Annotated in this window: 26 protein-coding genes; 16 read left to right on the top strand and 10 right to left on the bottom strand. The window is 67.9% G+C overall.

The annotated features are described in order from the left end of the window. Window positions 1–82: 82 nt before the first annotated feature. From map to truA, 8 genes are all read left to right on the top strand, one after another. Complete coding sequence (gene map, locus GFH49_RS26780; protein WP_155058641.1) at window positions 83–919, top strand: type I methionyl aminopeptidase; 837 nt, start codon at window positions 83–85, stop codon at window positions 917–919. A gap of 165 nt (window positions 920–1,084) precedes the next feature. Further along, window positions 1,085–1,306 carry a translation initiation factor IF-1 gene (gene infA / locus GFH49_RS26775; protein WP_003948620.1) on the top strand — a complete coding sequence of 74 codons (222 nt, stop codon included), beginning with the start codon at window positions 1,085–1,087 and terminating at the stop codon, window positions 1,304–1,306. Window positions 1,307–1,335: 29 nt separating this feature from the next. Further along, entirely contained in the window at window positions 1,336–1,449 is a 114-nt protein-coding gene (gene rpmJ, locus GFH49_RS26770; protein WP_003998809.1) for a 50S ribosomal protein L36, read from the top strand. A gap of 207 nt (window positions 1,450–1,656) precedes the next feature. Beyond that, window positions 1,657–2,037: a 30S ribosomal protein S13 gene (gene rpsM, locus GFH49_RS26765; protein WP_155058640.1), complete on the top strand. Its 381-nt coding sequence runs from the start codon at window positions 1,657–1,659 to the stop codon at window positions 2,035–2,037. A 69-nt stretch (window positions 2,038–2,106) separates the two neighbouring features. Continuing rightward, the gene (gene rpsK / locus GFH49_RS26760; protein ID WP_003956432.1) at window positions 2,107–2,511 is read left to right on the top strand and encodes a 30S ribosomal protein S11; all 405 of its coding nucleotides are present in this window, start codon (window positions 2,107–2,109) and stop codon (window positions 2,509–2,511) included. Window positions 2,512–2,668: 157 nt separating this feature from the next. After that, the gene (locus tag GFH49_RS26755) at window positions 2,669–3,691 is read left to right on the top strand and encodes a DNA-directed RNA polymerase subunit alpha (protein ID WP_003966937.1); all 1,023 of its coding nucleotides are present in this window, start codon (window positions 2,669–2,671) and stop codon (window positions 3,689–3,691) included. 189 nt (window positions 3,692–3,880) lie between these two features. Next, window positions 3,881–4,405: a 50S ribosomal protein L17 gene (gene rplQ / locus GFH49_RS26750; protein WP_155058639.1), complete on the top strand. Its 525-nt coding sequence runs from the start codon at window positions 3,881–3,883 to the stop codon at window positions 4,403–4,405. A gap of 143 nt (window positions 4,406–4,548) precedes the next feature. Further along, a complete protein-coding gene (gene truA, locus GFH49_RS26745; protein WP_155058638.1) occupies window positions 4,549–5,409 on the top strand; it encodes a tRNA pseudouridine(38-40) synthase TruA in 861 nt (286 codons plus the stop codon). Window positions 5,410–5,414: 5 nt separating this feature from the next. Here the strand turns inward: truA and GFH49_RS26740 are convergent, their stop codons facing one another. The 6 genes from GFH49_RS26740 to GFH49_RS26715 all read right to left on the bottom strand — a co-directional run bounded on the left by GFH49_RS26740 (window position 5,415) and on the right by GFH49_RS26715 (window position 13,867). Beyond that, window positions 5,415–7,439: an acyltransferase family protein gene (locus GFH49_RS26740; RefSeq protein ID WP_230396511.1), complete on the bottom strand. Its 2,025-nt coding sequence runs from the start codon at window positions 7,437–7,439 to the stop codon at window positions 5,415–5,417. Between the two features lie 35 nt (window positions 7,440–7,474). Beyond that, entirely contained in the window at window positions 7,475–8,572 is a 1,098-nt protein-coding gene (gene manB, locus GFH49_RS26735; protein ID WP_155058636.1) for a mannose-1-phosphate guanylyltransferase, read from the bottom strand. Between the two features lie 15 nt (window positions 8,573–8,587). Next, window positions 8,588–9,811: a glycoside hydrolase family 113 gene (locus GFH49_RS26730; RefSeq protein WP_155058635.1), complete on the bottom strand. Its 1,224-nt coding sequence runs from the start codon at window positions 9,809–9,811 to the stop codon at window positions 8,588–8,590. A 21-nt stretch (window positions 9,812–9,832) separates the two neighbouring features. Next, window positions 9,833–11,284 (bottom strand): glycosyltransferase family 2 protein, encoded by a 1,452-nt coding sequence (locus GFH49_RS26725; RefSeq protein WP_230396510.1) that lies wholly within the window; start codon window positions 11,282–11,284, stop codon window positions 9,833–9,835. Between the two features lie 250 nt (window positions 11,285–11,534). Further along, on the bottom strand, window positions 11,535–12,878 hold the full coding sequence (locus GFH49_RS26720; protein ID WP_230396515.1) for a glycoside hydrolase family 26 protein: 1,344 nt from the start codon (window positions 12,876–12,878) through the stop codon (window positions 11,535–11,537). A 98-nt stretch (window positions 12,879–12,976) separates the two neighbouring features. Beyond that, the gene (locus tag GFH49_RS26715; RefSeq protein WP_155058633.1) at window positions 12,977–13,867 is read right to left on the bottom strand and encodes a hypothetical protein; all 891 of its coding nucleotides are present in this window, start codon (window positions 13,865–13,867) and stop codon (window positions 12,977–12,979) included. A 291-nt stretch (window positions 13,868–14,158) separates the two neighbouring features. On the opposite strand from GFH49_RS26715, the gene rplM reads away from it, so the two are divergent. The 3 genes from rplM (at window position 14,159) to glmM (ending at window position 16,748) form a co-directional block, all read left to right on the top strand. Then, on the top strand, window positions 14,159–14,602 hold the full coding sequence (gene rplM / locus GFH49_RS26710; protein WP_155058632.1) for a 50S ribosomal protein L13: 444 nt from the start codon (window positions 14,159–14,161) through the stop codon (window positions 14,600–14,602). A 41-nt stretch (window positions 14,603–14,643) separates the two neighbouring features. After that, entirely contained in the window at window positions 14,644–15,165 is a 522-nt protein-coding gene (gene rpsI / locus GFH49_RS26705; protein ID WP_155058631.1) for a 30S ribosomal protein S9, read from the top strand. Window positions 15,166–15,389: 224 nt separating this feature from the next. Next, window positions 15,390–16,748, top strand: coding sequence for a phosphoglucosamine mutase (glmM, locus tag GFH49_RS26700; protein WP_155058630.1), 1,359 nt, complete (start codon window positions 15,390–15,392; stop codon window positions 16,746–16,748). A gap of 32 nt (window positions 16,749–16,780) precedes the next feature. Here glmM and GFH49_RS26695 read toward each other — a convergent pair whose 3' ends face one another. Both GFH49_RS26695 and coaA read right to left on the bottom strand, forming a co-directional pair. Continuing rightward, window positions 16,781–17,731, bottom strand: coding sequence for a TIGR00271 membrane domain-containing protein (locus GFH49_RS26695; protein WP_155058629.1), 951 nt, complete (start codon window positions 17,729–17,731; stop codon window positions 16,781–16,783). Window positions 17,732–17,747: 16 nt separating this feature from the next. After that, window positions 17,748–18,725: a type I pantothenate kinase gene (coaA, locus tag GFH49_RS26690; protein ID WP_196218139.1), complete on the bottom strand. Its 978-nt coding sequence runs from the start codon at window positions 18,723–18,725 to the stop codon at window positions 17,748–17,750. 205 nt (window positions 18,726–18,930) lie between these two features. Between coaA and GFH49_RS26685 the strand changes: the two genes are divergently transcribed. The 3 genes from GFH49_RS26685 to glmS all read left to right on the top strand — a co-directional run bounded on the left by GFH49_RS26685 (window position 18,931) and on the right by glmS (window position 22,700). Beyond that, entirely contained in the window at window positions 18,931–19,959 is a 1,029-nt protein-coding gene (locus GFH49_RS26685; protein ID WP_155058627.1) for an efflux ABC transporter ATPase subunit, DrrA-related, read from the top strand. Further along, window positions 19,956–20,765 carry an ABC transporter permease gene (locus tag GFH49_RS26680; RefSeq protein WP_155058626.1) on the top strand — a complete coding sequence of 270 codons (810 nt, stop codon included), beginning with the start codon at window positions 19,956–19,958 and terminating at the stop codon, window positions 20,763–20,765. Before GFH49_RS26685 ends, GFH49_RS26680 begins: the two co-directional genes overlap by 4 nt. 87 nt (window positions 20,766–20,852) lie before the next feature. Next, the gene (glmS, locus tag GFH49_RS26675) at window positions 20,853–22,700 is read left to right on the top strand and encodes a glutamine--fructose-6-phosphate transaminase (isomerizing) (protein WP_155058625.1); all 1,848 of its coding nucleotides are present in this window, start codon (window positions 20,853–20,855) and stop codon (window positions 22,698–22,700) included. Here the strand turns inward: glmS and GFH49_RS26670 are convergent. Beyond that, complete coding sequence (locus GFH49_RS26670) at window positions 22,661–22,882, bottom strand: DUF397 domain-containing protein (RefSeq protein ID WP_155058624.1); 222 nt, start codon at window positions 22,880–22,882, stop codon at window positions 22,661–22,663. The genes glmS and GFH49_RS26670 overlap by 40 nt on opposite strands. A gap of 7 nt (window positions 22,883–22,889) precedes the next feature. Continuing rightward, complete coding sequence (locus tag GFH49_RS26665; protein ID WP_155058686.1) at window positions 22,890–23,600, bottom strand: DUF5753 domain-containing protein; 711 nt, start codon at window positions 23,598–23,600, stop codon at window positions 22,890–22,892. A gap of 66 nt (window positions 23,601–23,666) precedes the next feature. Here GFH49_RS26665 and GFH49_RS41050 point away from each other — a divergent pair, with 66 nt between their 5' ends. Further along, a complete protein-coding gene (locus GFH49_RS41050) occupies window positions 23,667–23,801 on the top strand; it encodes a hypothetical protein (protein ID WP_268867526.1) in 135 nt (44 codons plus the stop codon). A 21-nt stretch (window positions 23,802–23,822) separates the two neighbouring features. After that, window positions 23,823–24,194 carry a holo-ACP synthase gene (locus GFH49_RS26655; RefSeq protein WP_155058623.1) on the top strand — a complete coding sequence of 124 codons (372 nt, stop codon included), beginning with the start codon at window positions 23,823–23,825 and terminating at the stop codon, window positions 24,192–24,194. Window positions 24,195–24,289 lie beyond the last annotated feature (95 nt).

Raw genomic sequence — 24,289 nt, 5'->3', positions numbered from 1 at the left:
CTGCGTGAGAGCGGACACAGGCCGCGCACGTATGGTTGTGGAAGCAGCCCCCTCCCTCCGTTCCAGAAAGGCCCCCGCCGCCATGGTCCAGATCAAGTCCCCTGAGCAGATCGCCAGGATGCGTGAGGCGGGGCTGGTCGTTGCCGCCATCCACGCGGCGACGCGCGAGGCGGCCGTGCCGGGTGCCTCCACCAAGGACCTGGACGAGGTCGCGCGGAAGGTGATCGCCGAGCACGGGGCCAAGTCGAACTTCCTCGGGTACGGCGGCTTCCCGGCCACCATCTGCACGTCCGTGAACGAGGTCGTGGTCCATGGCATCCCGTCCGACGAGGTCGTCCTCAAGGACGGCGACGTCATCTCCGTCGACGCCGGTGCGATCATCGACGGCTGGCACGGGGACGCGGCCTACACCGCCTTCGTGGGCTCCGGTCATGCTCCGGAGCTGATCGAGCTCTCCCGGGTGACGGAGGAGTCGATGTGGGCGGGCATCGCGGCGATGAAGCAGGGGCATCGCCTCGTGGACGTCTCCCGTGCCATCGAGACGTACATCCGCCGCCAGCCGAAGCCCGGCGGCGGGCGCTACGGGATCATCGAGGACTACGGCGGCCACGGCATCGGCACGGAGATGCACATGGATCCCCATCTGCTGAACTACGTCGAGAAGCGGCGCGGCAAGGGGCCGAAGCTGGTGCCCGGGTTCTGCCTCGCCATCGAGCCGATGGTGTCGCTGGGTACGCCGAAGACCGAGGTGCTCTCGGACGACTGGACGGTCGTCACCACGGACGGCACGTGGTCGTCGCACTGGGAGCACTCCGTCGCGCTGACCGAGCAGGGGCCGCTGGTGCTCACGTCTCCCGACGGGGGTCGGGCGAAGCTGGCGGAGCTCGGGATCGTTGCCGCGCCGGATCCGCTGGCCTGAGCGCGTACCTCCCCGGTGCTTATTGATCTGCCTGTTGGGGCAGACTCTCTCGATTCGTCTTTCCGGGTGCGCTGACGTAGACTGACTCGTCGGCTCTTGTGTACCCGCATGTCTGCATGCGCTCGCACAGGGGTCGATCAAGGTAGTCGATTCGAAGGGCGAAGCGTGGCCAAGAAGCAAGGTGCCATCGAGATCGAGGGCACTGTCGTCGAGTCTCTGCCGAACGCGATGTTCAAGGTCGAGCTCCAGAACGGCCACCAGGTCCTGGCACACATCAGCGGCAAGATGCGTATGCACTACATCCGTATCCTCCCTGACGACCGGGTCGTGGTGGAGCTGTCTCCGTACGACCTGACGCGTGGCCGGATCGTCTACCGCTACAAGTAGATCCCTCTGACTCGGAGAACCTCAGTCCCATGAAGGTCAAGCCGAGCGTCAAGAAGATCTGCGACAAGTGCAGGGTGATCCGCCGTCACGGTCGGGTCATGGTCATCTGCGAGAACCCGCGCCACAAGCAGCGCCAGGGCTAGTCGCAAACAGGCCTCACCCTCTGCCTTCGCAGAGACTTCGCGCGACGCGAGCTGATTATGTAAATACGCGGAACCCGGACACCTCGTGTCCGACACCCTCGGTTCGGAGGCCGGGGACCCAGTTCGTACCTACTCTTTGAAGAGAAGAGGCCGGCGGCTGGGAGTCGGTTCTGCGGAAGACCTCCGAACGACAACTGGAGCCATTGAATGGCACGCGTTTCCGGTGTTGACATCCCGCGCGACAAGCGCGTGGAGGTCGCCCTCACCTACGTGTTCGGCATCGGCCGGACCCTTTCCCAGCAGACGCTGGCGGAGACGGGCATCGACCCGAACGTCCGTGTTCGCGACCTCTCCGAGGAGCAGCTCGTCGCGATCCGCGAGTACGTGGACAACAACATCAAGACCGAGGGTGACCTCCGTCGTGAGATCCAGGCCGACATTCGCCGCAAGGTGGAGATCGGCTGCTACCAGGGTCTCCGTCACCGTCGTGGCCTGCCCGTCCGCGGTCAGCGCACCAGCACGAACGCTCGTACCCGCAAGGGCCCGCGTCGCGCCATCGCCGGTAAGAAGAAGCCGGGCAAGAAGTAGTCCGCAGCGGACCACGCTTCATCAGCGGTCTTCGCTGTAGGACCGACCACCTCCCCGTAGGAGTAACAGATGCCCCCCAAGGGTCGTCAGGGCGCTGCCAAGAAGGTGCGCCGCAAGGAAAAGAAGAACGTCGCTCACGGCCACGCGCACATCAAGAGCACGTTCAACAACACGATCGTCTCCATCACGGACCCGTCCGGCAACGTGATCTCCTGGGCCTCCGCCGGCCACGTCGGCTTCAAGGGCTCCCGGAAGTCCACGCCGTTCGCCGCGCAGATGGCCGCCGAGTCGGCTGCCCGCCGCGCCCAGGAGCACGGCATGCGCAAGGTCGACGTGTTCGTCAAGGGCCCGGGTTCCGGTCGTGAGACCGCCATCCGCTCGCTCCAGGCGACCGGTCTTGAGGTCGGCTCCATCCAGGACGTCACCCCGACCCCGCACAACGGCTGCCGTCCGCCGAAGCGCCGTCGCGTCTGACGTACGGCGGCTGCTTCGAGCAGGCTCGGGTTCGGGCGGTACGGCTCTCCAAGGGCCGTATCGCCCTTACCCTTGCAGTACCCGCACTTTTCACCGGGTGCGGTTTCCGTCGGACGTCAAATAGCGGGCGTCCACGAAAGAAGGATCTGATCCACACATGCTGATCGCTCAGCGTCCCTCGTTGACCGAAGAGGTCGTCGACGAATTCCGCTCCCGGTTCGTGATCGAGCCGCTGGAGCCGGGCTTCGGCTACACCCTCGGCAACTCTCTCCGCCGTACCCTCCTGTCCTCGATCCCCGGCGCGGCTGTCACGTCGATCCGGATCGACGGCGTGCTGCACGAGTTCACCACCGTGCCGGGCGTCAAGGAGGACGTCACCGACCTGATCCTCAACATCAAGCAGCTGGTCGTGAGCAGTGAGCACGACGAGCCTGTGGTGATGTACCTGCGCAAGCAGGGTCCGGGTCTGGTCACCGCCGCCGACATCGCGCCGCCGGCCGGTGTCGAGGTGCACAACCCCGACCTCGTCCTCGCCACGCTCAACGGCAAGGGCAAGCTGGAGATGGAGCTGACGGTCGAGCGTGGCCGCGGTTACGTCTCCGCCGTGCAGAACAAGCAGGTGGGCCAGGAGATCGGCCGTATTCCGGTCGACTCCATCTACTCGCCGGTTCTGAAGGTCACGTACAAGGTCGAGGCCACGCGTGTCGAGCAGCGCACCGACTTCGACAAGCTGATCGTCGACGTCGAGACCAAGCAGGCGATGCGTCCGCGTGACGCGATGGCTTCCGCCGGTAAGACGCTGGTCGAGCTGTTCGGTCTCGCCCGCGAGCTGAACATCGACGCCGAGGGCATCGACATGGGTCCGTCCCCGACGGACGCCGCCCTTGCCGCCGATCTGGCGCTGCCGATCGAGGAGCTTGAGCTCACCGTTCGGTCGTACAACTGCCTCAAGCGTGAGGGCATCCACTCCGTGGGTGAGCTGGTCGCGCGCTCCGAGGCGGACCTCCTCGACATTCGTAACTTCGGTGCGAAGTCGATCGACGAGGTCAAGGCGAAGCTGGCCGGCATGGGGCTCGCGCTCAAGGACAGCCCGCCTGGATTCGACCCGACGGCTGCGGCTGACGCCTTCGGGGCCGATGACGACGCCGACGCCGGGTTCGTCGAGACCGAGCAGTACTGATCGGTACTGATCGGTTTCGTCTGCGGGTGCGCTGTGACTTGTCGCGCCCGCGCGGCGGAGCCGCATGATGTAGTGGCCCCGCGCCCCTTCCAGGCCCCTTCGGGGCCTGGATCTCCGACAGGCGACCGCCTGCTCGGATACTGACCCCGGTACCTGACACGGCCGGGGCAGACACACAGGAGAAGAACAATGCCGAAGCCCGCCAAGGGTGCCCGTCTGGGCGGCAGCGCCGCGCACGAGAAGCTGCTTCTCGCGAACCTCGCGAAGTCGCTGTTCGAGCACGGCCGTATCACCACCACCGAGGCGAAGGCCCGCCGCCTGCGGCCGTACGCCGAGCGTCTGGTCACCAAGGCGAAGAAGGGCGACCTTCACAACCGCCGTCAGGTGCTCCAGGTCATCACGGACAAGAGCGTCGTCCACACGCTCTTCACCGAGATCGGCCCGCGGTACGAGAACCGTCCGGGTGGCTACACCCGTATCACCAAGATCGGTAACCGCCGTGGCGACAACGCGCCCATGGCTGTCATCGAGCTGGTCGAGGCGCTGACGGTCGCGCAGGAGGCCACCGGTGAGGCCGAGGCCGCCACCAAGCGTGCGGTCAAGGAGGCCGAGGAGGCCAAGGCGGAGGAGACCAAGGTCGACGTGACCAAGGCCGAGGACGCCGAGGTCGAGGACGCCGCTGAGGCTCCCGCCGAGGAGGCCAAGGACGCGTAAGCGTCTGCGGGGACTGTGCGTCCGGCGTCTGCGGGTTCGTCATGGCTGGTCGCGCAGTTCCCCGCGCCCCTTTGGGGGCGCGTCAGTGGGCCCGTTCCTTTCGAGGAGCGGGCCCGCTCTTGTGTTCCTGAGAGGATCTCCACGTGAGTGATGAAGTGGCACCCGGTTACGTCCGTGTCCGTCTGGACCTTTCCTACGACGGCACCGAGTTCTCCGGCTGGGCCAAGCAGGCCGCGGGGCGGCGGACCGTGCAGGCGGAGATCGAGGACGCCCTGCGGACGGTGACGCGCTCGAAGGGGGACCTGTACGAGCTGACCGTGGCCGGGCGGACCGATGCCGGGGTGCATGCGCGGGGGCAGGTCGCGCATGTGGACCTGCCGCGGGAGGTGTGGGGCGAGCACCACGGGAAGCTGCTCAAGCGGCTGGCCGGGAGGCTGCCGAAGGACGTGCGGGTGTGGGCGCTCAGGGAGGCGCCCACGGGGTTCAACGCGCGGTTCGCGGCTGTGTGGCGGCGGTACGCCTACCGGGTCACCGACAATCCCGGCGGTGTCGATCCGCTGCTGCGGAACCATGTGCTGTGGCACGACTGGCCCCTTGACGTCGACGCCATGAACGAGGCGGCTCGGCGGCTGCTCGGGGAGCACGACTTCGCCGCCTACTGCAAGAAGCATGAGGGCGCCACGACCATTCGTACGCTGCAGGAGCTGAGCCTCGTCCGGGGTGATGACGGGATCATCACGGCCACCGTGCGCGCGGACGCCTTCTGCCACAACATGGTGCGGTCGCTCATCGGCGCCCTGCTGTTCGTGGGGGACGGGCACCGGGCGCCCGACTGGCCGGGGAAGGTCCTCGCCGCCGGGGTGCGTGACTCCGCCGTGCATGTCGTACGGCCGCATGGGCTGACGCTGGAGGAAGTCGGTTACCCCGCCGACGAGTTGCTGGCCGCGCGGAACAAGGAGGCGCGGAACAGGCGGACGTTGCCGTCGGCGGGGTGCTGCGGGTAGCGGGGTCAGCCGGCCAGGATCTCCTCGAAGGCCGGCTGGAGGAACGACGTCAGTGATCGTGCGTAGCTGCCCGTCATATGGCTGTAGTCCCAATAGACCACGTGTCCGCCGATCACGGCCGGGCAGTAGCCGTCCGCACAGAACGCGGGGATCGTGTCGATGACCTTGAAGCCGTTGTCCTCGGCCACCTCGCGTTCCATCAGCCGGAATTCGGCGCGGTCGACGACGTTCTCGGCCTTCGGGCTGCAGTTGGAGAGCTTGTCCGAGTTCTCCGCCAGGCAGTCCGGGACGTTGAAGTTCGGATACGGCGTGTCCGTGAGATAGACCAGCTCCGCGCCCGTCGCCTTCAGCGTCTTGAAGGTCTCACTGGCGCCTTCGCGTGTGGTGGTCTCCTGGACGCGGTTGGTCACGACGATCACGTCCGGGTCGATCTCGCCGATCTTGTCGAGGGCGGTCTTCCGCCAGCTCGTGCACTCGGTGTACTCGCGCCCGAGGTCCTCACGGGTGATCTTGTAGACCTCGGGGCTGCAGCCGCTCTTGATCACCGTGATGACCTTGACGTGCAGCTTGAGGCCGAGTTCGTTGAAGGCGTTGCCCCACTGATAGGCGTGCGAGTCGCCCATCAGCACCATGGTCCGGTCGGCCTCCTTGTCGCCCATGACGCACTCGTCGCGCAGGGAGTAGCCGGTGATCAACAGGTCGTCGATGCAGCCGTAGTCGCCCCGGTCGTCCGGCGCGCTCAGCAGTGCCTTCTCGCTGATTTCAGGGCTGCTCATCGTGCTCACGGCCTGCTTCACCGACTCGGTGCCGCCGAAGCCCGCGGCGGCGGCGCTGCCGGAGGTCGCGAGCGAGAGGTTGAGCGGCACCTGCAGGGCAAGCGTCGTGGCGACGGCGGCGGTGGCCGTCAGCGTGCCGCCGGTGAGGATGCCACGCCAGGGGCTGAGGACGAGCTTCACGTTGTCCCTGAAGCGCTTCTCGACGATGTAGTGCATGGCGATCGCCAGGAAGAAGGAGAGGAACGCCACCCGGAACCGGTCCGAGTACGTGAATTCCCGGTCGAGGACGTGCGGCCAGAGGATCAGGACGGGCCAGTGCCACAGGTACCAGCCGTAGCTGACGTTTCCGATGAAGTTGAAGACGGGGTTGTCCAGGATTTTCTCGGCACCCAGCCGGGGGTTGGCGCATCCGCCGGCGATGATCATCGTGGCGCCGAGCACCGGACCGGCCACCGCGTACCCCGGCAGTGGGGTCTCGTCCGTGATGAGCATCGAGGTGACGAGGAGGGTGCCGAGGCCGAGCCAGGAAACGACGCCGGCCAGCCCCCTGGGCATGCGGGAAACGAACCTCGCGCTGAGGGCGAGCAAAACGCCGAAGGTGATTTCCCAGATGCGGGTGTGGGTGCTGAAGTAGGCGAGGGGCTGGTTGGTCTCGGTCAGCGTGTAGCCCAGGTAGAACGATCCGCCCACCACGGCCATCAGGAACACGGCCACCAGGAAGCGGTTGCGGAAGATGAGGCGGCTGATCCAGGCCACCGCGACGAGGGCGACCGGGGCGACGACGTAGAACTGCTCCTCGATGCCCAGCGACCAGAAGTGCTGGTACGGGGACTGGCTGCCGTCGTTCGCGAAGTAGTCGGTGCCGTTCTCGGCGAGGCGCCAGTTGATGACGCTCAGCGAGGCGGCGAACCCGTCGGACATGTAGTCACGGAAGACGAACGGGCTTGCGTAGATCCATGACAGGACGGCGGTGGCGATGATGGTGATCGCGGCGCCCGGGGCGAGCCTGCGGAAGCGGCGGGCCCAGAACTTGCTCAGGGACACCTTGCCGGTCTTGTCGATCTCGGCGAGGAGCTGGCTGCCGATGAGGAAGCCGCTGAGCACGAAGCTGACGTCCACGCCGCCGTGGATGTCGAGGATGCCGACGTGCATGCTGACCACCATCATGATGGCCACGGCGCGCAGTCCCTGAATGTCCGGCCGGTACTTGCGAAGACGCTCCGTCTGCGCGGCCGTTGAACGATGGCGGGTCACGGTTCTCCAGTAACTGTCCGGGCTGGCCGGCGACTTCAGTGGACCGTCGGGCAGGCGACAGCTGTACCGCTGACGCGCACCCCTTGGGCGGGAATGCGGATGCCGCACGACAGCCGCAGCTGGGCGGGCAGCTCGTTCTGGGCGCCGACGTGCGCGTGGCAGCCGACGACGGCCTCGCGGAGGAACGATTCGCTGCCGATGGAGGAGTCGTGGTCCACCACGGACTCATGGATCTGGGCGCCCTCGGCGACGCGGACGTTTCCGCCGATGATGGAGCGGTCGACGATCACGCGCGGGCCGATGACGGCGTGCGGACCGATCGTCGAGCCGCCCGTGACGCGGGCGGTCGGGTCGACGGCGGCCGTGGGATGGATCAGGGCCTCGCCCGACCGCGCCACGAGCGGAGAGGTCGCCCGGCCGGTGACCAGGTCGGCCGAGCCGTGGACGAAGGCCAGCGGAGTGCCGAGGTCCCGCCAGTAGTCGTCGGTGGTGTGGCCGTACACGCGCCGCCCCTCGGCGACGAGTCCGGGGAAGGTCTCCTGCTCGACCGAGACCTCTCGGCCGGTAGGGATGGAGTCCAGCACCGACCGGCGGAAGACATAGCAGCCGGCGTTGATCTGGTCGGTGACGCACTCCTCCTGGGTCTTGGGCTTCTCAAGGAAGGACAGGACCCGTCCGGACTCGTCGGTGGGCACCAGGCCGAAGGCGCGCGGGTCCGAGACACGGGTGAGATGCAGCGTCACGTCCGCTTCCCGCGCCGTGTGCCGCTCCAGGACGTCCCGCAGGTCGAGGCCGGACAGGATGTCGCCGTTGAGGATCAGGACAGGGGCGTCCACCGGACCGCGCAGCAGGCGGGCCGCGTTGCGGATGGCGCCACCCGTGCCGAGCGGGACGGTCTCGACGGCGTAGGAGATCTTCAGTTCCTGGGAGAAATCCTTGAACTCCTCCTCGAAGAGGCTGGCGAGATACGAGGTGGCGAACACCACGTGCTCGACGCCCGCGTCCATCAGCTTGGCGATCTGGTGCCGGATGAAGGACGAGCCCGCGACGTTGAGCAGCGGCTTCGGGGTGTGGTTCGTCAGGGGGCGCAGGCGGGTTCCCTTGCCGCCCACCAAAATGATGGCTTCTTGCATGATGGCCTCGCTCGGTCAGCTGGCGGTGTCGATACCGGGGCCTGCGTAGTCAGAGGTGAAGCAGGACTTGATGGCCTTCTCGGTGAGGGGGCGTCCGGCGAAGTCGAGCCGGGAGGCGACCTTGTCGTCGGGCTTGGAGTTGGGGTCGTCGTCGAAGTAGATCGACCACCAATAGACGCCGCTCATCTGCCGTTCCTGGACGACCTGGCAGACGGCCTCGTACCAGTTGGCCTGCACCTGGGGGTTGACGGCGCGCTTGGTGTAGAAGTCGCCGGGCGCTTGGTAGGCGCCGTTCATCGCGCCGATGCCGGCCTCGGCGATGGTGATGTTGGGCAGCGGACCGGTGGCCTTCTTGTCCAGCCAGTCGTTCCAGCCGTCCACCAGCGTCTCGACGGGCGCGGTGTCCGCCACTTCCACGGGGAAGTAGGCGTCGATGCCGAGATGGCTGACCGGCATGTTGATGCGGCCGGAGACGTAGTTGTCCCAGTTGGCGTCGTAGGCGACCTCGCCGGAGAAGGTCTGCTCGGCGGAGGCGACCAGGTCGTCCCAGCGAGTGTCGCCCTCCATGGAGTTCAGCTCGGTGCCGATGACGAAGGTCGCGGCCTGCTCGCCGTCCGCCGCCTTCAGATACGGCGTCAGGAACTTCTCGTACGAGGCGAACCAGGCGTCGCGGTCGGTGGGGTCGATGTTTCCGCGCCAGTCGCCGTTGTCCACATCGAGGGACGTCTCGTCCATCAGCGGCCGTACGGTCGTGCGCAGCCCGGCCTCGTGGAAGATCCGCAGGACCCGGGCGAGCCGCTCGGGGGTGGGCGTCTTGCCGCCCCCGCTGATCTCCGTGGAGTCGCGGTCGCCGGTGAAGAAGGGGAAGCTCACGCTGACGGAGTTGGCGTGCAGGCCGACGAGATAGTCGGAGTGCAGTCTGGCCTGCTTCTCGACGTAGTCGAGTGAATGGTCGGGGTTGTCCTCCCAGTAGAGCTGGACGCCCCACTGCGGCATGCCCTCCTTCCACTCCTTGTCCACCTTGGCGACTTCCGTCGTGGCCGGGGCCGACGCACCCGCGGCGGTGCCGTTCGAGGACTTCGGCTTTCCGGTGTCCTCGCCATTCAGCACCACCTCGGGCAGGACTGAGCCGGACTCCCAGCGCAGCGGGTGGTCACCGGCGACGAAGGGGACCGCGACCACGAACGAGATGACGGTTACGGGCAGCACGGCAAGCAAAGGCAAGCGGGCGCGCTTCATGAGGTGTCGGTCTCTTCCGGGTCAGGCGGGCTTGGCGATGACGACGAACTTGTTCTCCTCGCGGCGGATGAACTTCCACAGGCCCTTGATGCCGCCGATCCCCTCGATGAGGGAGAACATCGGCAGCATGAGGATCACCGCGAAGGGCTCCCACCACTTGCGCCTGCCGTTCGCGGAGGCGATCGCGTTGAGCCGCAGCCCTTCCCAGTACGCCCAGATCACATAGGCGAAGCTGATCGACCACAGCACGACGACCGACTGGGTCACGGGCGAGGTGTTCATGTCGCCGATGAACCAGCCCAGGAAGAGCACCGTGCCGACATGCTGCAGCGGGCCGAGGATCCAGCTCGTCACGCAGATGGTCAGGAACCAGCGGTAGCGCAGCGGCACCTTGCGGTTGAAGCAGAGGGCGACCAGGCCCCAGGCCCAGCGCTCGCGCTGCTTGATGAAGTCCTTGGAGTTGGCCGGTGAGGCGCCGTAGCAGCGGCCGTTGAACCAGTCGCTGCGGCCCGGGTAGATACGGCAGAAGGTCAGGGCCAGCCGGGCGTCCTCGACGATCTCCTTGGGCCCGAAGTCCCAGCCGATCTCGGCCTCGATGGAGGCACGGAGGACGAGGAGCTCGCCGTGCACGCCGGCAGCCGGTGTGCCGAGTCCCGTGAAGGCGCGGAACCGCGCGATGTCGTCCGCCGGGCGGATGGCGTCGGCGAACCACGTGAACATGCTGACCGCGTTCTCGCGCGGGTAGGTCAGGATGCCCTGCGCCATGTGCTTGACCTCTTCCGGGGTCGCGCGCCGCTGGCGGTTGATGAACTGGGCGAGGGACGCGGCGGTGTCGGGACCCACGCCGGTGTCGTCGTCCATGTGCAGCACCCAGACGTTCTCCAGCGCCTCGCCCTCCTCGATGCGCAGCTCGTGGGCATAGTTGTTGGCGCGGGCCTTGAACCGGGTGCCGTTCTTGGTCTGGTAGGCCTTCGGGACGGTGACCACCCGGATCAGGGGGTTGCTCGCCGCCAGTGCGTCGATCCGTTCCGCGGCTTCGCAGCCCTCCTCGGTGAGGACGTCCACCCGCATGTACGGGAACCACTCGGGGAGGTGTTCCACATAGGACAGGACGGAACGTTCCAGCGCCGGGTAGGTGTCATGCCGGCCGATGGTGGGCACGAGCGTGATCAGGAAATCCTGCTCCACGAGGGCCGGCGGGGTCATCAGATGGGCCTTGCGGAGCCGGCGGCGGATCAGGACGAAGCCCTGGATGGACACGAGTACACCCGGGACGGGCAGGGCCCAGGCGACTGTTATCAGCCAGGCCAACGGTGAGTCGGAGGGTGTGTACGACCAGAGACTGAACAGCAGCAGTCCCACCAGCGGTATGAGGAACGGCAGGATCCCCGGCCGCCACGCCGCGGTGCGCTTGGCCAGTTTCTGATTGTGCCGCGAATGCGGCACACCCCCGTCGACCAGTGTCGATGCCATGACGACTGCGGAACTCCCGTGAGATCGGTATGCGTTGAGGCAGCGACAGATCTCAGCCATGGCACGCCCATGCGCACCACGACGCCTTCACTCTGGGATCCCCACCCTCAACGCCCTCTTTGGCGTATTCCGGCCGATCGTCGCTCGGATGCCCCCCAGGCGCCCAAACCACCGGCCGAACAGGAGAACGATACTTGCACACGTGGCTGGTTTTTGGCGCCGTTGTGAGGAAGATGTGTTTAAAAGTTAATCAAGCCAAGTCTTGCGCCGTGATCACACGCGAGGAGAGGTACGTCCGTTTCACGTCGTCTGTGGTGTTCTTCTCCCGCGGCTCGGAAACGTTGTCGTACGACAGCGCCTGCCCCCACACCGTCCACAGCACCCACGGCGTTCTGACCAGGGTCTTGGGCTGTGCGGCGTTGAGCGGGACATGGAAGGACTCGGAGACGATCCGGGGCCTTTGGTACTCCTCCAGGCCGCGGTACCACACCTCGGTCCAGGGTTCGCCGCCGAACGGCTCGACCGGGGTGTCGCTGTAGTCGTCGACTCCGACGACGTCGACATAGCGTCCGCCCGGGTAGTACGCCCCGGGCTCTTGGCCGTAGGAGCCGTCCCAGGAGTTCGGTGCCCATACGAAGATCAGGTTGTGCAGGCCGCGGCGGTGCACGAGGTAGTCGTATGTGACATGCCACAGTTTCCGGAAGGCCGCCGGATCCTGTCCCGCCCACCAGAAACCACGGCCCGGCGCGGTGTTCATCTCGTGGTACGGCCGCAGCAGCACGGGTACGCCCTGGTCGGCGAGGTAGCCCAGGTGGTCCGCGAGATAGGCGAGGTCCCGCAGCAGGGCCCGGTGCTCGGCGGTGCCCCGGCTCACCACCCGGGCGAACCAGCGCGGGTCCCGCGCGCCGGGTGAGTTGCGGTGCAGGGTCTGCGGGAAGCCCTTGACGGGGCTGCCCGGGTACGGCTGGTGGAAGGAGAACCCGACCAGGCCCGCCGGGGCGCCGCCGTTGTGCGGCAGGGACACCTCGGCCCCGGACACGCACTCCCGGTGCGTGCCCGAGGGGCGGTACGAGCCGTCGGCCGCCCTGGGCAGCCCCGCCCACACGCCGACGGCGAGGTCCACGGCGTCCTCGACATACCCCCAGTGGCGGCGGCAGCCCGGCCAGTCGCCGGAGTAGGAACGGGACTGGCCCACCGCCCAGCCGGGCTGGCCGTAGCCGGGACCCAGGTCCAGTTCCACGAAGCCGGGCAGCCGGCCGGTGATGTCGCGGGCCTTGCCGTAGTAGTAGCCCGGCGGTTTGGTGCCCTCGTAGTCGCCGTACCGGGCGTTGTACCGCTCGTTGTGCAGCTCCACGTGCTGGCCGATCACCGTGCGGCTCGGGCGGCCGCGGCGGGCGGCGTTCTCCAGGTTCGCGAGCATCGCGTACACCCGGCGTGCCTCGGGCGTCGCCTCCGTGTCACGGTCCCGCAGATCGGTCGGCACCGCCCGCGGCCCGGCCGCGTCCTCCTCCTGGTCGGGCCAGGCCCACACCCCCAGCGGGGCCAGCACCGCGGCACCCGCCGCGGCCCCGGCCAGCCGGATCCGGCCTCGCATCCGCACGGCCCCCCGCCCCCTCCCCACACGACGTGCGGTGATTGTCCCCCGGCGCGGGGTGCGCCGACGGGGCGGGGTGCCGGGCCAGCCGTCAGCCGTTACTCGTTCGCCGCCGCCGACGCCTGGGCCTCGCCGCGCCGGCGGATCTGCCGGAACGTGAACTCCTGGAGGTCGTCGCCCGTGCTGAAGACCTCGGTGCTCTTGTCCGTGACGTCCTCGCCGTTGGTGAAGCCGGCGACGGTGAAGTAGGCGTAACGGCCATAGGAGTTGGTGGTCGTGCGGCAGGTGGCGGCGTTGCAGAAGGCATTGACGCCGCCGCCGGACAGGGATGCGACGATGCTCCTGCTGTCGGCCTGTCCCTTGGCCTTCGTCGCCTGTGCCTCGGTGTCGAAGACGGCCACGCCGACCGTCACGGCGACGCCGCCCCTGGTGTAGGTGACGCGCAGAAGGCGGGTGCAGTCGTTGTCGGTGAGGACCTTGCCGAGGGTGCCCTCCGCGTTGGCGGCCGAAGCGCAGTTCTTCGTGTCGGCCGTCGGTCCCTTCTTGTACAAGGTCTCGCCCATGGTCAGCTGCGTGCCCGGGAAGAGGATCTCCGGGCTGAGCGGAGCCTTGTCCTTCTCCGCGCTGGCCACGAAGTCCTTCGGGTCCAGCGGTGGCGGCGCGCTGGTCGGCGCGAAGGACGGGTCCGCCCTGCCGGACGCACTCGGGATGTCGGCGGTCGACGGCAGCTGGGAGGACGGGTTGCCGGACGCCTCGCTGTCGCCGTTCGCCGACACCACGGCCACGGCGACGGCGGCGCCGATCGCGACGGTGGCCAGCGCGCCGCCGCCGACGAACAGCAGTCGGCGGCGTTTGTTTCGGGCCTCCGACGCTTCGGCGAGGGCGGCCCAGTCCGGGGTCTGGCCGTCGCCGCTGCTCCACGGCTGCTGCTGCGAATTCGGTTTCCAGGGGTCCCACTGGGACTGAGGCCCCCCCTGCCCAAAGCTCATGGGCCGCATCTTAGACGGGGCACCTAGCCGTGTGTCGTCCCGTCTCACAGGTCACGGTGGCATCGGCGACCCGAGGCTGTTTTGACCCGTCCAGGGCGCCGCAGGTAGGCTTGCGGTTCGTTATGTGTATTGGCTTGCTCATTCTCACGTGAGGGGCCCTTACACCGGTCCACCGGGCCGATGACCAGCGACCAGCACGCGGTTTGCGTCACCGCAGTGCGGTCAGGGCTGTCGTGATCGTCTTCGGTGACCTGTCAGGACCACTCACTGAAGAAGCGAAGGCTACGAACCGTGCGTACGTACAGCCCCAAGCCCGGCGATGTCACCCGCCAGTGGCACGTCATCGACGCTCAGGACGTCGTCCTGGGCCGTCTGGCCTCCACTGCGGCGTCCATCCTGCGCGGCAAGCACAAGCCGATCTACGCGCCCCACGTCGACACCGGTGACTTCGTCATCATCATCAACGCCGACAAGGTGCACCTGTCCGGCAACAAGCGGACCCAGAAGATGGCGTACCGCCACTCCGGCTACCCGGGTGGTCTGCGCTCCGTCCGTTACGACGAGCTCCTCGACAAGAACCCCGAGAAGGCCATCGAGAAGGCCGTCAAGGGCATGCTCCCCAAGAACACCCTGGGCCGTCAGATGCTCACGAAGCTGAAGGTCTACTCGGGCGAGAACCACCCGCACGCTGCCCAGCAGCCGGTTCCGTTCGAGATCACCCAGGTCGCGCAGTAAGTCCGGCCACCCCTAAGACTGAAGAGAATCTGAGGAGAATCGTGGCCGAGACCACCGTCGAGACGCCCGTCGAGGGCGAAGAGATCGTCGACATCGAGAGCTACACCACCGAGTCCGAGGTCCCCGTCGAGGGCGAGTACACCTCGGAGTCGCTGGCGTCCCGCTTCGGCGACCCCCAGCCGGCCGCCGGCCTGGGCCGCCGCAAGAACGCCATCGCCCGCGTCCGGATCGTCCCGGGCACCGGCAAGTGGAAGATCAACGGTCGCACCCTTGAGGACTACTTCCCGAACAAGGTGCACCAGCAGGAAGTGAACGAGCCGTTCAAGGTCCTCGAACTTGAGGGCCGCTACGACGTCATCGCCCGCATCGCGGGTGGCGGCGTCTCCGGTCAGGCCGGCGCCCTGCGCCTCGGCGTGGCCCGTGCGCTGAACGAGGCCGACGTGGACAACAACCGCGGCGCCCTCAAGAAGGCCGGCTTCCTCCGCCGCGACGACCGTGCGGTGGAGCGCAAGAAGGCCGGTCTGAAGAAGGCCCGCAAGGCTCCGCAGTACAGCAAGCGCTAATCACAGCGGCGCCTGTTCGTACCCCGAACGCCCCGGCGGCACGCCACAGTGCCGTCGGGGCGTTCGTTTATCACAGCCAGAGGCGTATAACGGCACAAGACGCTCAAAGGCTGGCGTGATCGGATGCTTTCCAAACAGAGCTTTCATCAGATTCTTGGAGGGCTGCAAGATTCGGGTTTCAGGATGCGAGCCCCTTCCGGGATCTGTGAACGTATGGAGGACAAGTGGGACGACTCTTCGGCACGGACGGCGTGCGCGGCGTCGCCAACGCGGATCTGACGGCCGAGATGGCGCTCGGCCTCTCCGTCGCCGCGGCGCACGTACTGGCCGAGGCGGGCACGTTCGAGGGGCACCGGCCGACCGCCGTGGTCGGCCGTGACCCGCGCGCGTCCGGGGAGTTCCTGGAGGCCGCCGTGGTCGCGGGCCTGGCCAGCGCGGGTGTGGACGTCCTGCGCGTCGGGGTGCTGCCGACGCCCGCGGTCGCCCATCTCACCGGCGCGCTCGGCGCGGACCTCGGCGTGATGCTCTCCGCCAGCCACAACGCCATGCCCGACAACGGCATCAAGTTCTTCGCCCGCGGCGGCCACAAGCTCGCCGACGACCTGGAGGACCGTATCGAGGCGGTCTACGAGGAGCACCGGACGGGGGCTCCGTGGGACCGGCCCACGGGTGCGGGCGTCGGGCGGGTGAAGTCGTACGACGAGGGCTTCGACCAGTACGTCGCCCACCTGCTCTCCGTACTCCCGAACCGCCTCGACGGGCTGAAGATCGTCCTCGACGAGGCGCACGGCGCTGCGGCGCGGGTCTCGCCCGAGGCGTTCTCGCGGGCGGGCGCCGAGGTCGTCACGATCGGTGCCGAGCCGGACGGGCTCAACATCAACGCCGGTTGCGGCTCCACACATCTGGACCTGCTGAAGGCCGCCGTCGTCGAGCACGGCGCCCATCTCGGTATCGCCCACGACGGTGACGCCGACCGCTGCCTCGCCGTCGACCACACCGGTGCGGAGGTGGACGGCGACCAGATCCTGGCCGTACTCGCGCTGGCGATGCGGGAGCGTTCCGCGCTGCGTGCGGAGACGGTCGTGGCGACCGTGATGTCCAATCTCGGGTTCAAACTGGCCCTGGAGCGTGCGGGGCTGACGCTCATTCAGACCGCCGTCGGTGACCGGTACGTCCTGGAGGAGATGAAGGAGCACGACTACGCCCTCGGTGGCGAGCAGTCCGGGCACGTCATCATCCTCGACCACGCGACGACCGGTGACGGCACGCTGACCGGGCTGCTGCTGGCGGCGAGGGTCGCGGAGACCGGCCGTACGCTGCGGGATCTCGCCTCTGTGATGGAGCGGTTGCCTCAGGTGCTCATCAATGTGCCGGATGTCGACAGGTCCCGGGTCGGGAACTCGGCCGAGCTTGCCGTTGCCGTCGCTGAGGCCGAGCGGGAACTCGGGTCCACCGGGCGGGTGTTGCTGCGGCCGTCGGGGACCGAGCCGTTGGTCCGGGTGATGGTGGAGGCGGCGGACATCGAGCAGGCTCGGTCCGTTGCCGGCCGGCTTGCGGACGCTGTGAAGTCGGCGCTCGGGTAGGGCCTGCGCAAGCAGCAAGTACGGCTGCTCCGTCAGACCGGCTTCTCCGCTTTGGCGGTACGTTCGCGCTGCGTGGCCCAGAGCCACTTCTGGGCCAGGAGTGTGAGCGTGCCGGCCAGGAGGATGCCGAGCAGGTTCAGGAGGAGTTGTTCGGTGGAACCCCACGTCTGCTCGGTGTCGCCGTAGCTCAGGGCCACCGCCGCGTTGGCCGCCGCGGGGACCGTCGTCACGGAGATGGCGACACCGACCAGGGCGCCCGACTTCGCGGAGGTCAGTGACAGGGTGCCCGCCATACCGGCGAGCACCGCCACGACGAACGAGAACCAGTCGGGGGCGTAGACGAAGCCCGTGTTGGGCCGGTCGGCGTCCAGCTTCTCCTGGGTGAACAGGCCCACCGAGTCCATGAACAGGCTGAAGCCGACGGTCACCGCCATCGCCACGGCGAAACCGGCGACCAGTGCGATCAGCGAGCGCAGCGCGAGGCGCGGATGCCGCTGGACGAGCGCCGTACTCAACCCGGCCAGCGGCCCGAACTCCGGGCCGACGGCCATCGCGCCCACGATCAGGATCGCGTTGTCGAGGACCACACCGCAGGCCGCGATCATCGTGGCGAGCGTGATGAAGGCGACGTACGTGATCGACAGGGTCGACTCCTCGTGCGTCGCTTCGGCGAGGTGCTCCCACAGCACCGCGTCCGCGGCCTCGCCGGGCGCCTCCTCCTCGGCCTTGTCGGCCCGTTCGGACAGGGACAGGTCGATGTTCTCGACGGCGATGGACCCGTGCTTGTCGAGATCCAACTCCTGCAGTCTGCTCAGGAGTTCGTCGCCCGCCTCGCGTGCGACGTCGCACAGCACCACGTCGCCCGCCGGGTTGCGGGCCGCGCCCGGCAGCACCACGAGGTGGGTGGTGCCGACCGTCGTCTCGATCAGGTGGACCACGGCGTCGGTCTGGTCGGACGGTGTGATCAGGCGGAGGTGCAGCATGGCGGCAGGGTAGCGGTCACAGCTTGCGCAGGCTGAGCCGCTGCACCTTGTGGTCGGGGCCCTTGCGGATGATCAGGGTGGCGCGGCCCCGGGTGGGGGCGACGTTCTCGACGAGGTTCGGCCGGTTGATCGTGCGCCAGGTGGTGCGGGCGTAGTCGAGGGCCGCCTCCTCGGAGACCTGGGTGTACTTGCGGAAGTACGAGGACGGGTCCTGGAAGGCGGTGTCGCGGAGTTTGCGGAACCGGTTCAGATACCAGCGCTCGATGTCCTCGGGGCGGGCGTCGACGTACACGCTGAAGTCGAAGTAGTCGGCGAGGCCGACGCGCGTGCGGCCGTCCTTGCCGGGGAGGGCGGGCTGGAGCACGTTCAGGCCCTCGACGATCAGGATGTCCGGGCGGCGGACCGTGAGCTTCCGGCCCGGGACGATGTCGTAGATGAGGTGGGAGTAGACGGGGGCCGTGACCTCGTCCTTGCCTGCCTTGATGTCGGCGACGAAGCGGGTGAGCGCGCGGCGGTCGTACGACTCGGGGAAACCTTTCCGCGACATCAGGCCGCGGGCCTGCAACTCCTTGGTGGGCAGGAGGAAGCCGTCCGTGGTGACCAGCTCCACGCGCGGGTGCTCGGGCCAGCGGGAGAGCAGGGCCTGGAGGAGACGGGCGACGGTGGACTTTCCTACGGCGACCGAGCCGGCGACGCCTATGACGAACGGGGTGCCGGACTGGGAGCCCCTCTCGCCGGTGTCACCGAGGAAGGTGTTCAGGGCGCCGCGGAGGCCGTCGGTGGCGCCGACGTAGAGGTTGAGGAGCCGGGACAGCGGGAGGTAGATGTCCCGCACCTCGTCGAGGTCGATGACATCGCCGAGGCCGCGCAGCTTCTCGACCTCCTCGGCGGTGAGGGGGAGCGGCGTCTTGTCGCGCAGCGCGCTCCACTCCGTGCGGCTGAGGTCGACGTAGGGAGTCGCCTCCGGCCTGTGCCGGTGGGCGCTCCGGGGCATCGGGGAGACCGGAGAGATCACAGTCCATTGTTACGGGCCTACGAACGGGCGGTGGGGTGGGATCCGTCACCCGCGTCCCGTTTCCGGGCGAACTCGGGCGAATCTGGACAAGGTGGGGGAATGTCAGTGGCGTGCGTCACAGTTGTGGGAAGGGTGGGCCCAGCCGGGGTCCACCAGGGCAGGCCCTGACTCCGAGGGGTGACGCATGACGTATGCGATTGAGGCGGAAGGCCTGGTCAAGCGGTTCAAGGAGACCGAGGCGCTGGCCGGGGTCGATCTGGGAGCCCGCAAGGGCTCGGTGCTCGGGCTGCTGGGTCCCAACGGCGCGGGGAAGACGACCGCGGTGCGGATCTTCGCGACGCTGCTTCGGCCCGACGGAGGCAGGGCGCACGTGGCCGGTCACGACGTGGTCCGGGACGCCGGGGTCGTCCGTGCCCTCGTCGGGCTGACCGGGCAGTACGCGGCGGTGGACGAGAACCTGACGGGCACGGAGAATCTGCTGCTCATCGGCCGGCTGCTCGGTCTGCCGCGGCGCGAGGCCAAGGCGAGGGCGGGTGAGCTGCTGGAACGCTTTCAGCTGACGGACGCGGCCGGGCGGGCCGCGAAGACCTTCTCGGGCGGCATGCGCAGGCGTCTGGACCTCGCGGCCAGCCTGGTGGGCCGGCCCAGCATCCTCTTCCTCGACGAACCGACCACCGGCCTCGATCCGCACAGCCGCGGTGAACTCTGGAACCTGCTGCGGGGCCTGGTCGCGGACGGCGCGACCGCCCTGCTGACCACGCAGTATCTGAACGAGGCCGACGTGCTCGCCGACGACATCGTGGTGATCGACAAGGGCCGGGTGATCGCCGAGGGCACACCGGATCAGCTGAAGTCGCAGGTCGGCGGGCAGGTGCTGCAACTGAGGCCGGTGCTGGCGCGGGACCTCGCGCGGGCGCATCTCCTGGTCGCCCAGGCGGCCGGGCCGCAGACCCAGATCGAGGGGGAGACGGTCACGGCCCCCGTGAAGGACCCCCAGCTCATGCCGACCGTGGTGCGCACGCTCGACCGCGAGGGGATCGCGGTGGGCGAGCTGGCGCTGCGCCGCTCCTCGCTGGACGAGGTGTTCCTGGCCCTGACGGGCCACCGTGCTGAGCCGGGTGAGCCGGGTGAGCCGGAGAGCGACGGTGGTGCGGCCGTACGGGATTCCGACGGCTCCGACGCCGAGATGGAGAAGGCGGTGAGCCGCTCATGACCGCGACCACCGTCACCGCTCCGATCACGGCGTCGGGCCGCGTGCGCCCCCTGGCAGGACTGCGGCAGACCTTCACGATGGCCTGGCGCAGCCTGGTCGCGGTCAAGCACAACCCGCTCGAACTGGTCGACTACAGCATCACGCCGATCATGTTCGTGTTCCTCTTCACCTATGTGCTGGGCGGGCAGATGGCCGGATCGCCCGAGGCGTATCTGAAGTACGCGCTGCCCGGGATCATCGTGCAGAACACCCTGTTCATGACGATGTACACGGCGATGGCGCTCAACACGGACCTCACGAAGGGCGTCTTCGACCGCCTGCGCAGTCTGCCGATAGCCCGCTCCGCCCCGCTCATCGGGCGGATCACCGCGGACCTCGCCAAGCATGTCTGGGCGATGCTGCTGATGATCGGCCTCGGCCTGCTGCTCGGGTTCCGGGTCACCGGCGGATTCGACGGGTTCCTGCTCGGCATCGTGCTGGTGGTGGTGTTCGCCGCGGCCGTGTCCTGGAGCGCCGTGCTGATCGGGATGCTGGCCGGCGACGCGGAGAAGGTACAGGCGTTCGCCTTCACCCTGATCTTCCCGATCACCTTCACCAGCAGCGCGTTCGTCGTCGTCGACACCATGCCCGGCTGGCTCCAGGCCGTCAGCGACGTCAACCCGGTCACCCACCTCTCCGATGCGTTCCGGGGGCTGCTGCTGGGCGGGGCTGTGGCGGAGCCGGTGCTGTGGTCGCTGGTGTGGGCGGCGGGGATCGCGCTGGTGTTCTATCCGTTGGCCATGCGGGCCTATCGGGCGAAGACGTGAGAGGGCGGGGCGCAGGGGGGTGGGAATTTCCGAAATCGGGCACGCGGAGACCGTTTCGGGCGCGGAATCGGTCGTAGGCTGCCGCGTATGTGCGGAATCGTGGGATACGTGGGGTCGCAGTCGGCGCTTGATGTGGTGATGGCCGGGCTGAAGCGACTGGAGTACCGGGGATACGACTCGGCGGGCGTCGCGGTGCTCGCGGACGGCGGGATGGCCGCTGCGAAGAAGTCCGGGAAGCTGGTCAATCTGGAGAAGGAGCTGCAGGAGCGGCCGTTGCCGACCGGTTCGACGGGGATCGGGCATACGCGATGGGCCACGCACGGGGGGCCGACCGACGCGAACGCTCATCCACATCTCGACAACGCGGGCCGTGTCGCTGTCGTGCACAACGGGATCATCGAGAACTTCGCCCTGCTGCGCGCCGAGTTGGCCGAGCGCGGGCACGACCTCGCCTCCGAGACCGACACCGAGGTCGTGGCGCATCTGCTCGCCGAGGAGTTCTCCTCCTGCGCCGATCTCGCGGAGGCGATGCGGCTGGTGTGCCGGCGGCTGGAGGGGGCGTTCACGCTGGTCGCCGTGCATGCCGATGCGCCCGATGTGGTGGTGGGGGCGCGGCGGAACTCGCCGCTCGTGGTGGGCGTCGGGGAGGGTGAGGCCTTTCTCGCCTCGGACGTCGCCGCGTTCATCGCGCACACACGGTCGGCGATCGAGCTGGGGCAGGACCAGGTCGTCGAGCTGCGGCGGGACGGGGTGACGGTGACCGGCTTCGACGGTCGTCCGGCCGACGTGCGCTCGTACCACATCGACTGGGACGCCTCCGCCGCGGAAAAGGGCGGCTACGACTACTTCATGCTCAAGGAGATCGCCGAGCAGCCGAAGGCCGTCGCCGACACGCTGCTCGGGCGCATCGACGCCGCCGGCTCGCTGACGCTGGACGAGGTGCGGATCGCTCCGCAGGTGCTGCGGGAAGTCGACAAGGTCGTCATCGTGGCCTGCGGTACGGCCTTTCACGCCGGGCTCATCGCCAAGTACGCCATCGAGCACTGGACGCGGATTCCGTGCGAGGTGGAGCTGGCGAGCGAGTTCCGGTACCGGGATCCGATTCTCGACCCGCAGTCGCTCGTCATCGCGATCTCGCAGTCCGGCGAGACCATGGACACGCTGATGGCCCTGCGGCACGCCCGCGAGCAGGGGTCCAAAGTGCTGGCCATCTGCAACACGAACGGCTCCACCATTCCCCGTGAGTCCGACGCCGTGCTCTACACGCATGCCGGGCCGGAGGTCGCGGTCGCCTCGACCAAGGCGTTTCTGACGCAGCTGGTGGCCTGCTATCTCGTCGCCCTCTATCTGGGGCAGGTACGAGGGACCAAGTGGGGCGACGAGATCCGGGATGTGATCCTGGACCTGTCCGAGATCTCCGGTGCGGTGGAGCGGGTCCTGGAGACCATGGAGCCCGTACGGCAACTCGCGCGCACCCTCGCCGAGAAGGACACCGTGTTGTTCCTGGGGCGGCACGTGGGCTATCCGGTCGCCCTGGAAGGGGCGCTGAAGCTCAAGGAGCTTGCCTACATGCACGCCGAGGGCTTTGCGGCGGGGGAGTTGAAGCACGGGCCCATCGCCCTGATCGAGGCCGATGTGCCGGTGGTCGTCGTCGTGCCCTCGCCTCGGGGCCGGTCGGTCCTCCACGACAAGATCGTGTCCAACATCCAGGAGATCCGGGCGAGGGGGGCGCGGACCATCGTGATCGCGGAGGAGGGGGACGAGGCGGTGGTGCCGTACGCGGATCACCTGATCCGGATTCCGGCGACTCCGACCCTGCTTCAGCCGCTGGTGGCCACGGTCCCCCTTCAGGTGTTCGCGTGTGAGCTGGCCACCGCCCGGGGGAACGAGGTGGATCAGCCTCGGAACCTGGCGAAGTCGGTCACTGTGGAGTGAGCCGACTTCAGGGCGTCGAGGAAGGGGGCGAAGGCTCCGGCCGGGAAGGTGAGGGTGGCCATGGCCGGGGCCTTTGAGTCGCGGATCGCTATGTAAGTAGGGGAGTTGGCGATCTCTACGCACTCGTTGCCGTCGCCCTCACCCGAGTAGGACGACTTCCGCCAGTTGTTGGAGGTGGTCATGGATGCCTCATAGCTCTTTCGCCAGCTTGTGGATGAAGCCACGCGACGGTTCAGGTTTGAGTGATACAGCCTCTACCTTACGGAAACGCGTTCGATAAACGTTGAGCTGAGCCTCGGGGTCGATAAGGACTGAGCCATGGGGTGCGTCGCGCACCACGGTGTCCAGCTTGGGTAGAGGGCCGCCCACGTAAGTCATCGTGCTGGAGGCTGTCGCGAAGCCGTCCAGGTCGAAGGGGATGACACGCACGGTGATGTGGTCTGCTTCGGAGAGTTCGAGGAGTCGGGTGAGTTGGGCCCTTGCGGCGGCCCGGTCGCTGACTCGGATCCGAAGTGCCGCCTCGTGGATCACCGCTTCGTACAGTGTGGTGAACTCCTGACGCGCCTTTCGGTGTTGGATGCGCAACTCGACTTCGTCACTGGTCAGTTCTGGCAACCTGGACGAGAAGACGGCACGCGAGTAGTCCTCCGTTTGCAGCAGGCCAGGCACGTACAGGATTGCCACGTGGCGCAGGAAGCGGGCGTGGTGCTCCAGCTCGGACAGGTCCAGGAAGGGTGTGGGCAGCAGACCCCGGTACTTCTCCCACCAGCCGCGTGTCCGGTCGGTGGCCATCGTGACCAGGGCTTCGATGAAGTCCTTGTCTGTGCAGGCGTAGTTGGAGGCGAGCCGACGCAGGCGCTTCTCGCTCACTCCGGTCAGGGCTGACTCGATCTGATTGATCTGCGTCGCGGGTACACCGAAGGCCTGGCCCGCGGGAGGGCCAAGGGGACCCTGGCGGTCCTGGAGATGCGAGGGCTCCCTGTCTCCGACGACGTCCGCGAGCGCATCACCGGCTGTACCGACCTCGACCGCCTCAATGACTGGCTCGACCGGGCCCGTACGGTCCCGCACACGGACGAGCTGTTCGAAGGCCTGGGTTGATCCGCCCCGTAGAGTGCCCGGATGAGCATCATCGGGGTCGGTATCGATGTCGCCGAGATCGATCGGTTCGAGGTTTCGCTCAAGCGGACGCCGGGGCTGGCTGAACGGCTGTTTCTGGAGAGTGAGTTGCTGCTGCCCAGTGGGGAACGCCGGGGGGTCGCCTCGCTGGCGGCGCGGTTCGCGGCGAAGGAGGCGGTGGCCAAGGCGTTGGGGGCGCCGGCGGGGCTGCTGTGGACCGATGCCGAGGTCTTCGTCGAGGACAGCGGGCAGCCGCGGCTGCGGGTGACGGGGACGGTCGCGGCGCGGGCGGAGGAGCTGGGGGTGCGGTCCTGGCATGTGTCGCTGAGCCATGACGCGGGGGTGGCCTCCGCGGTGGTCGTGGCTGAGGCGTAGCCGGCGAAGGTGGAGCGGGCGAAGGTGTGGCGGGCGAAGGTGTGGCGGCGAAGGCGTAGCGACCTGAAGTAGGGGCCGTTTCGAGAGAGACTCGG

Origin of the sequence: Streptomyces blattellae (assembly GCF_009709555.1) — a bacterium.
GTDB lineage: Bacteria > Actinomycetota > Actinomycetes > Streptomycetales > Streptomycetaceae > Streptomyces > Streptomyces blattellae.
Note: the sequence above shows the minus strand (reverse complement) of the source record. Positions and strands in the feature narration are given on the sequence as shown.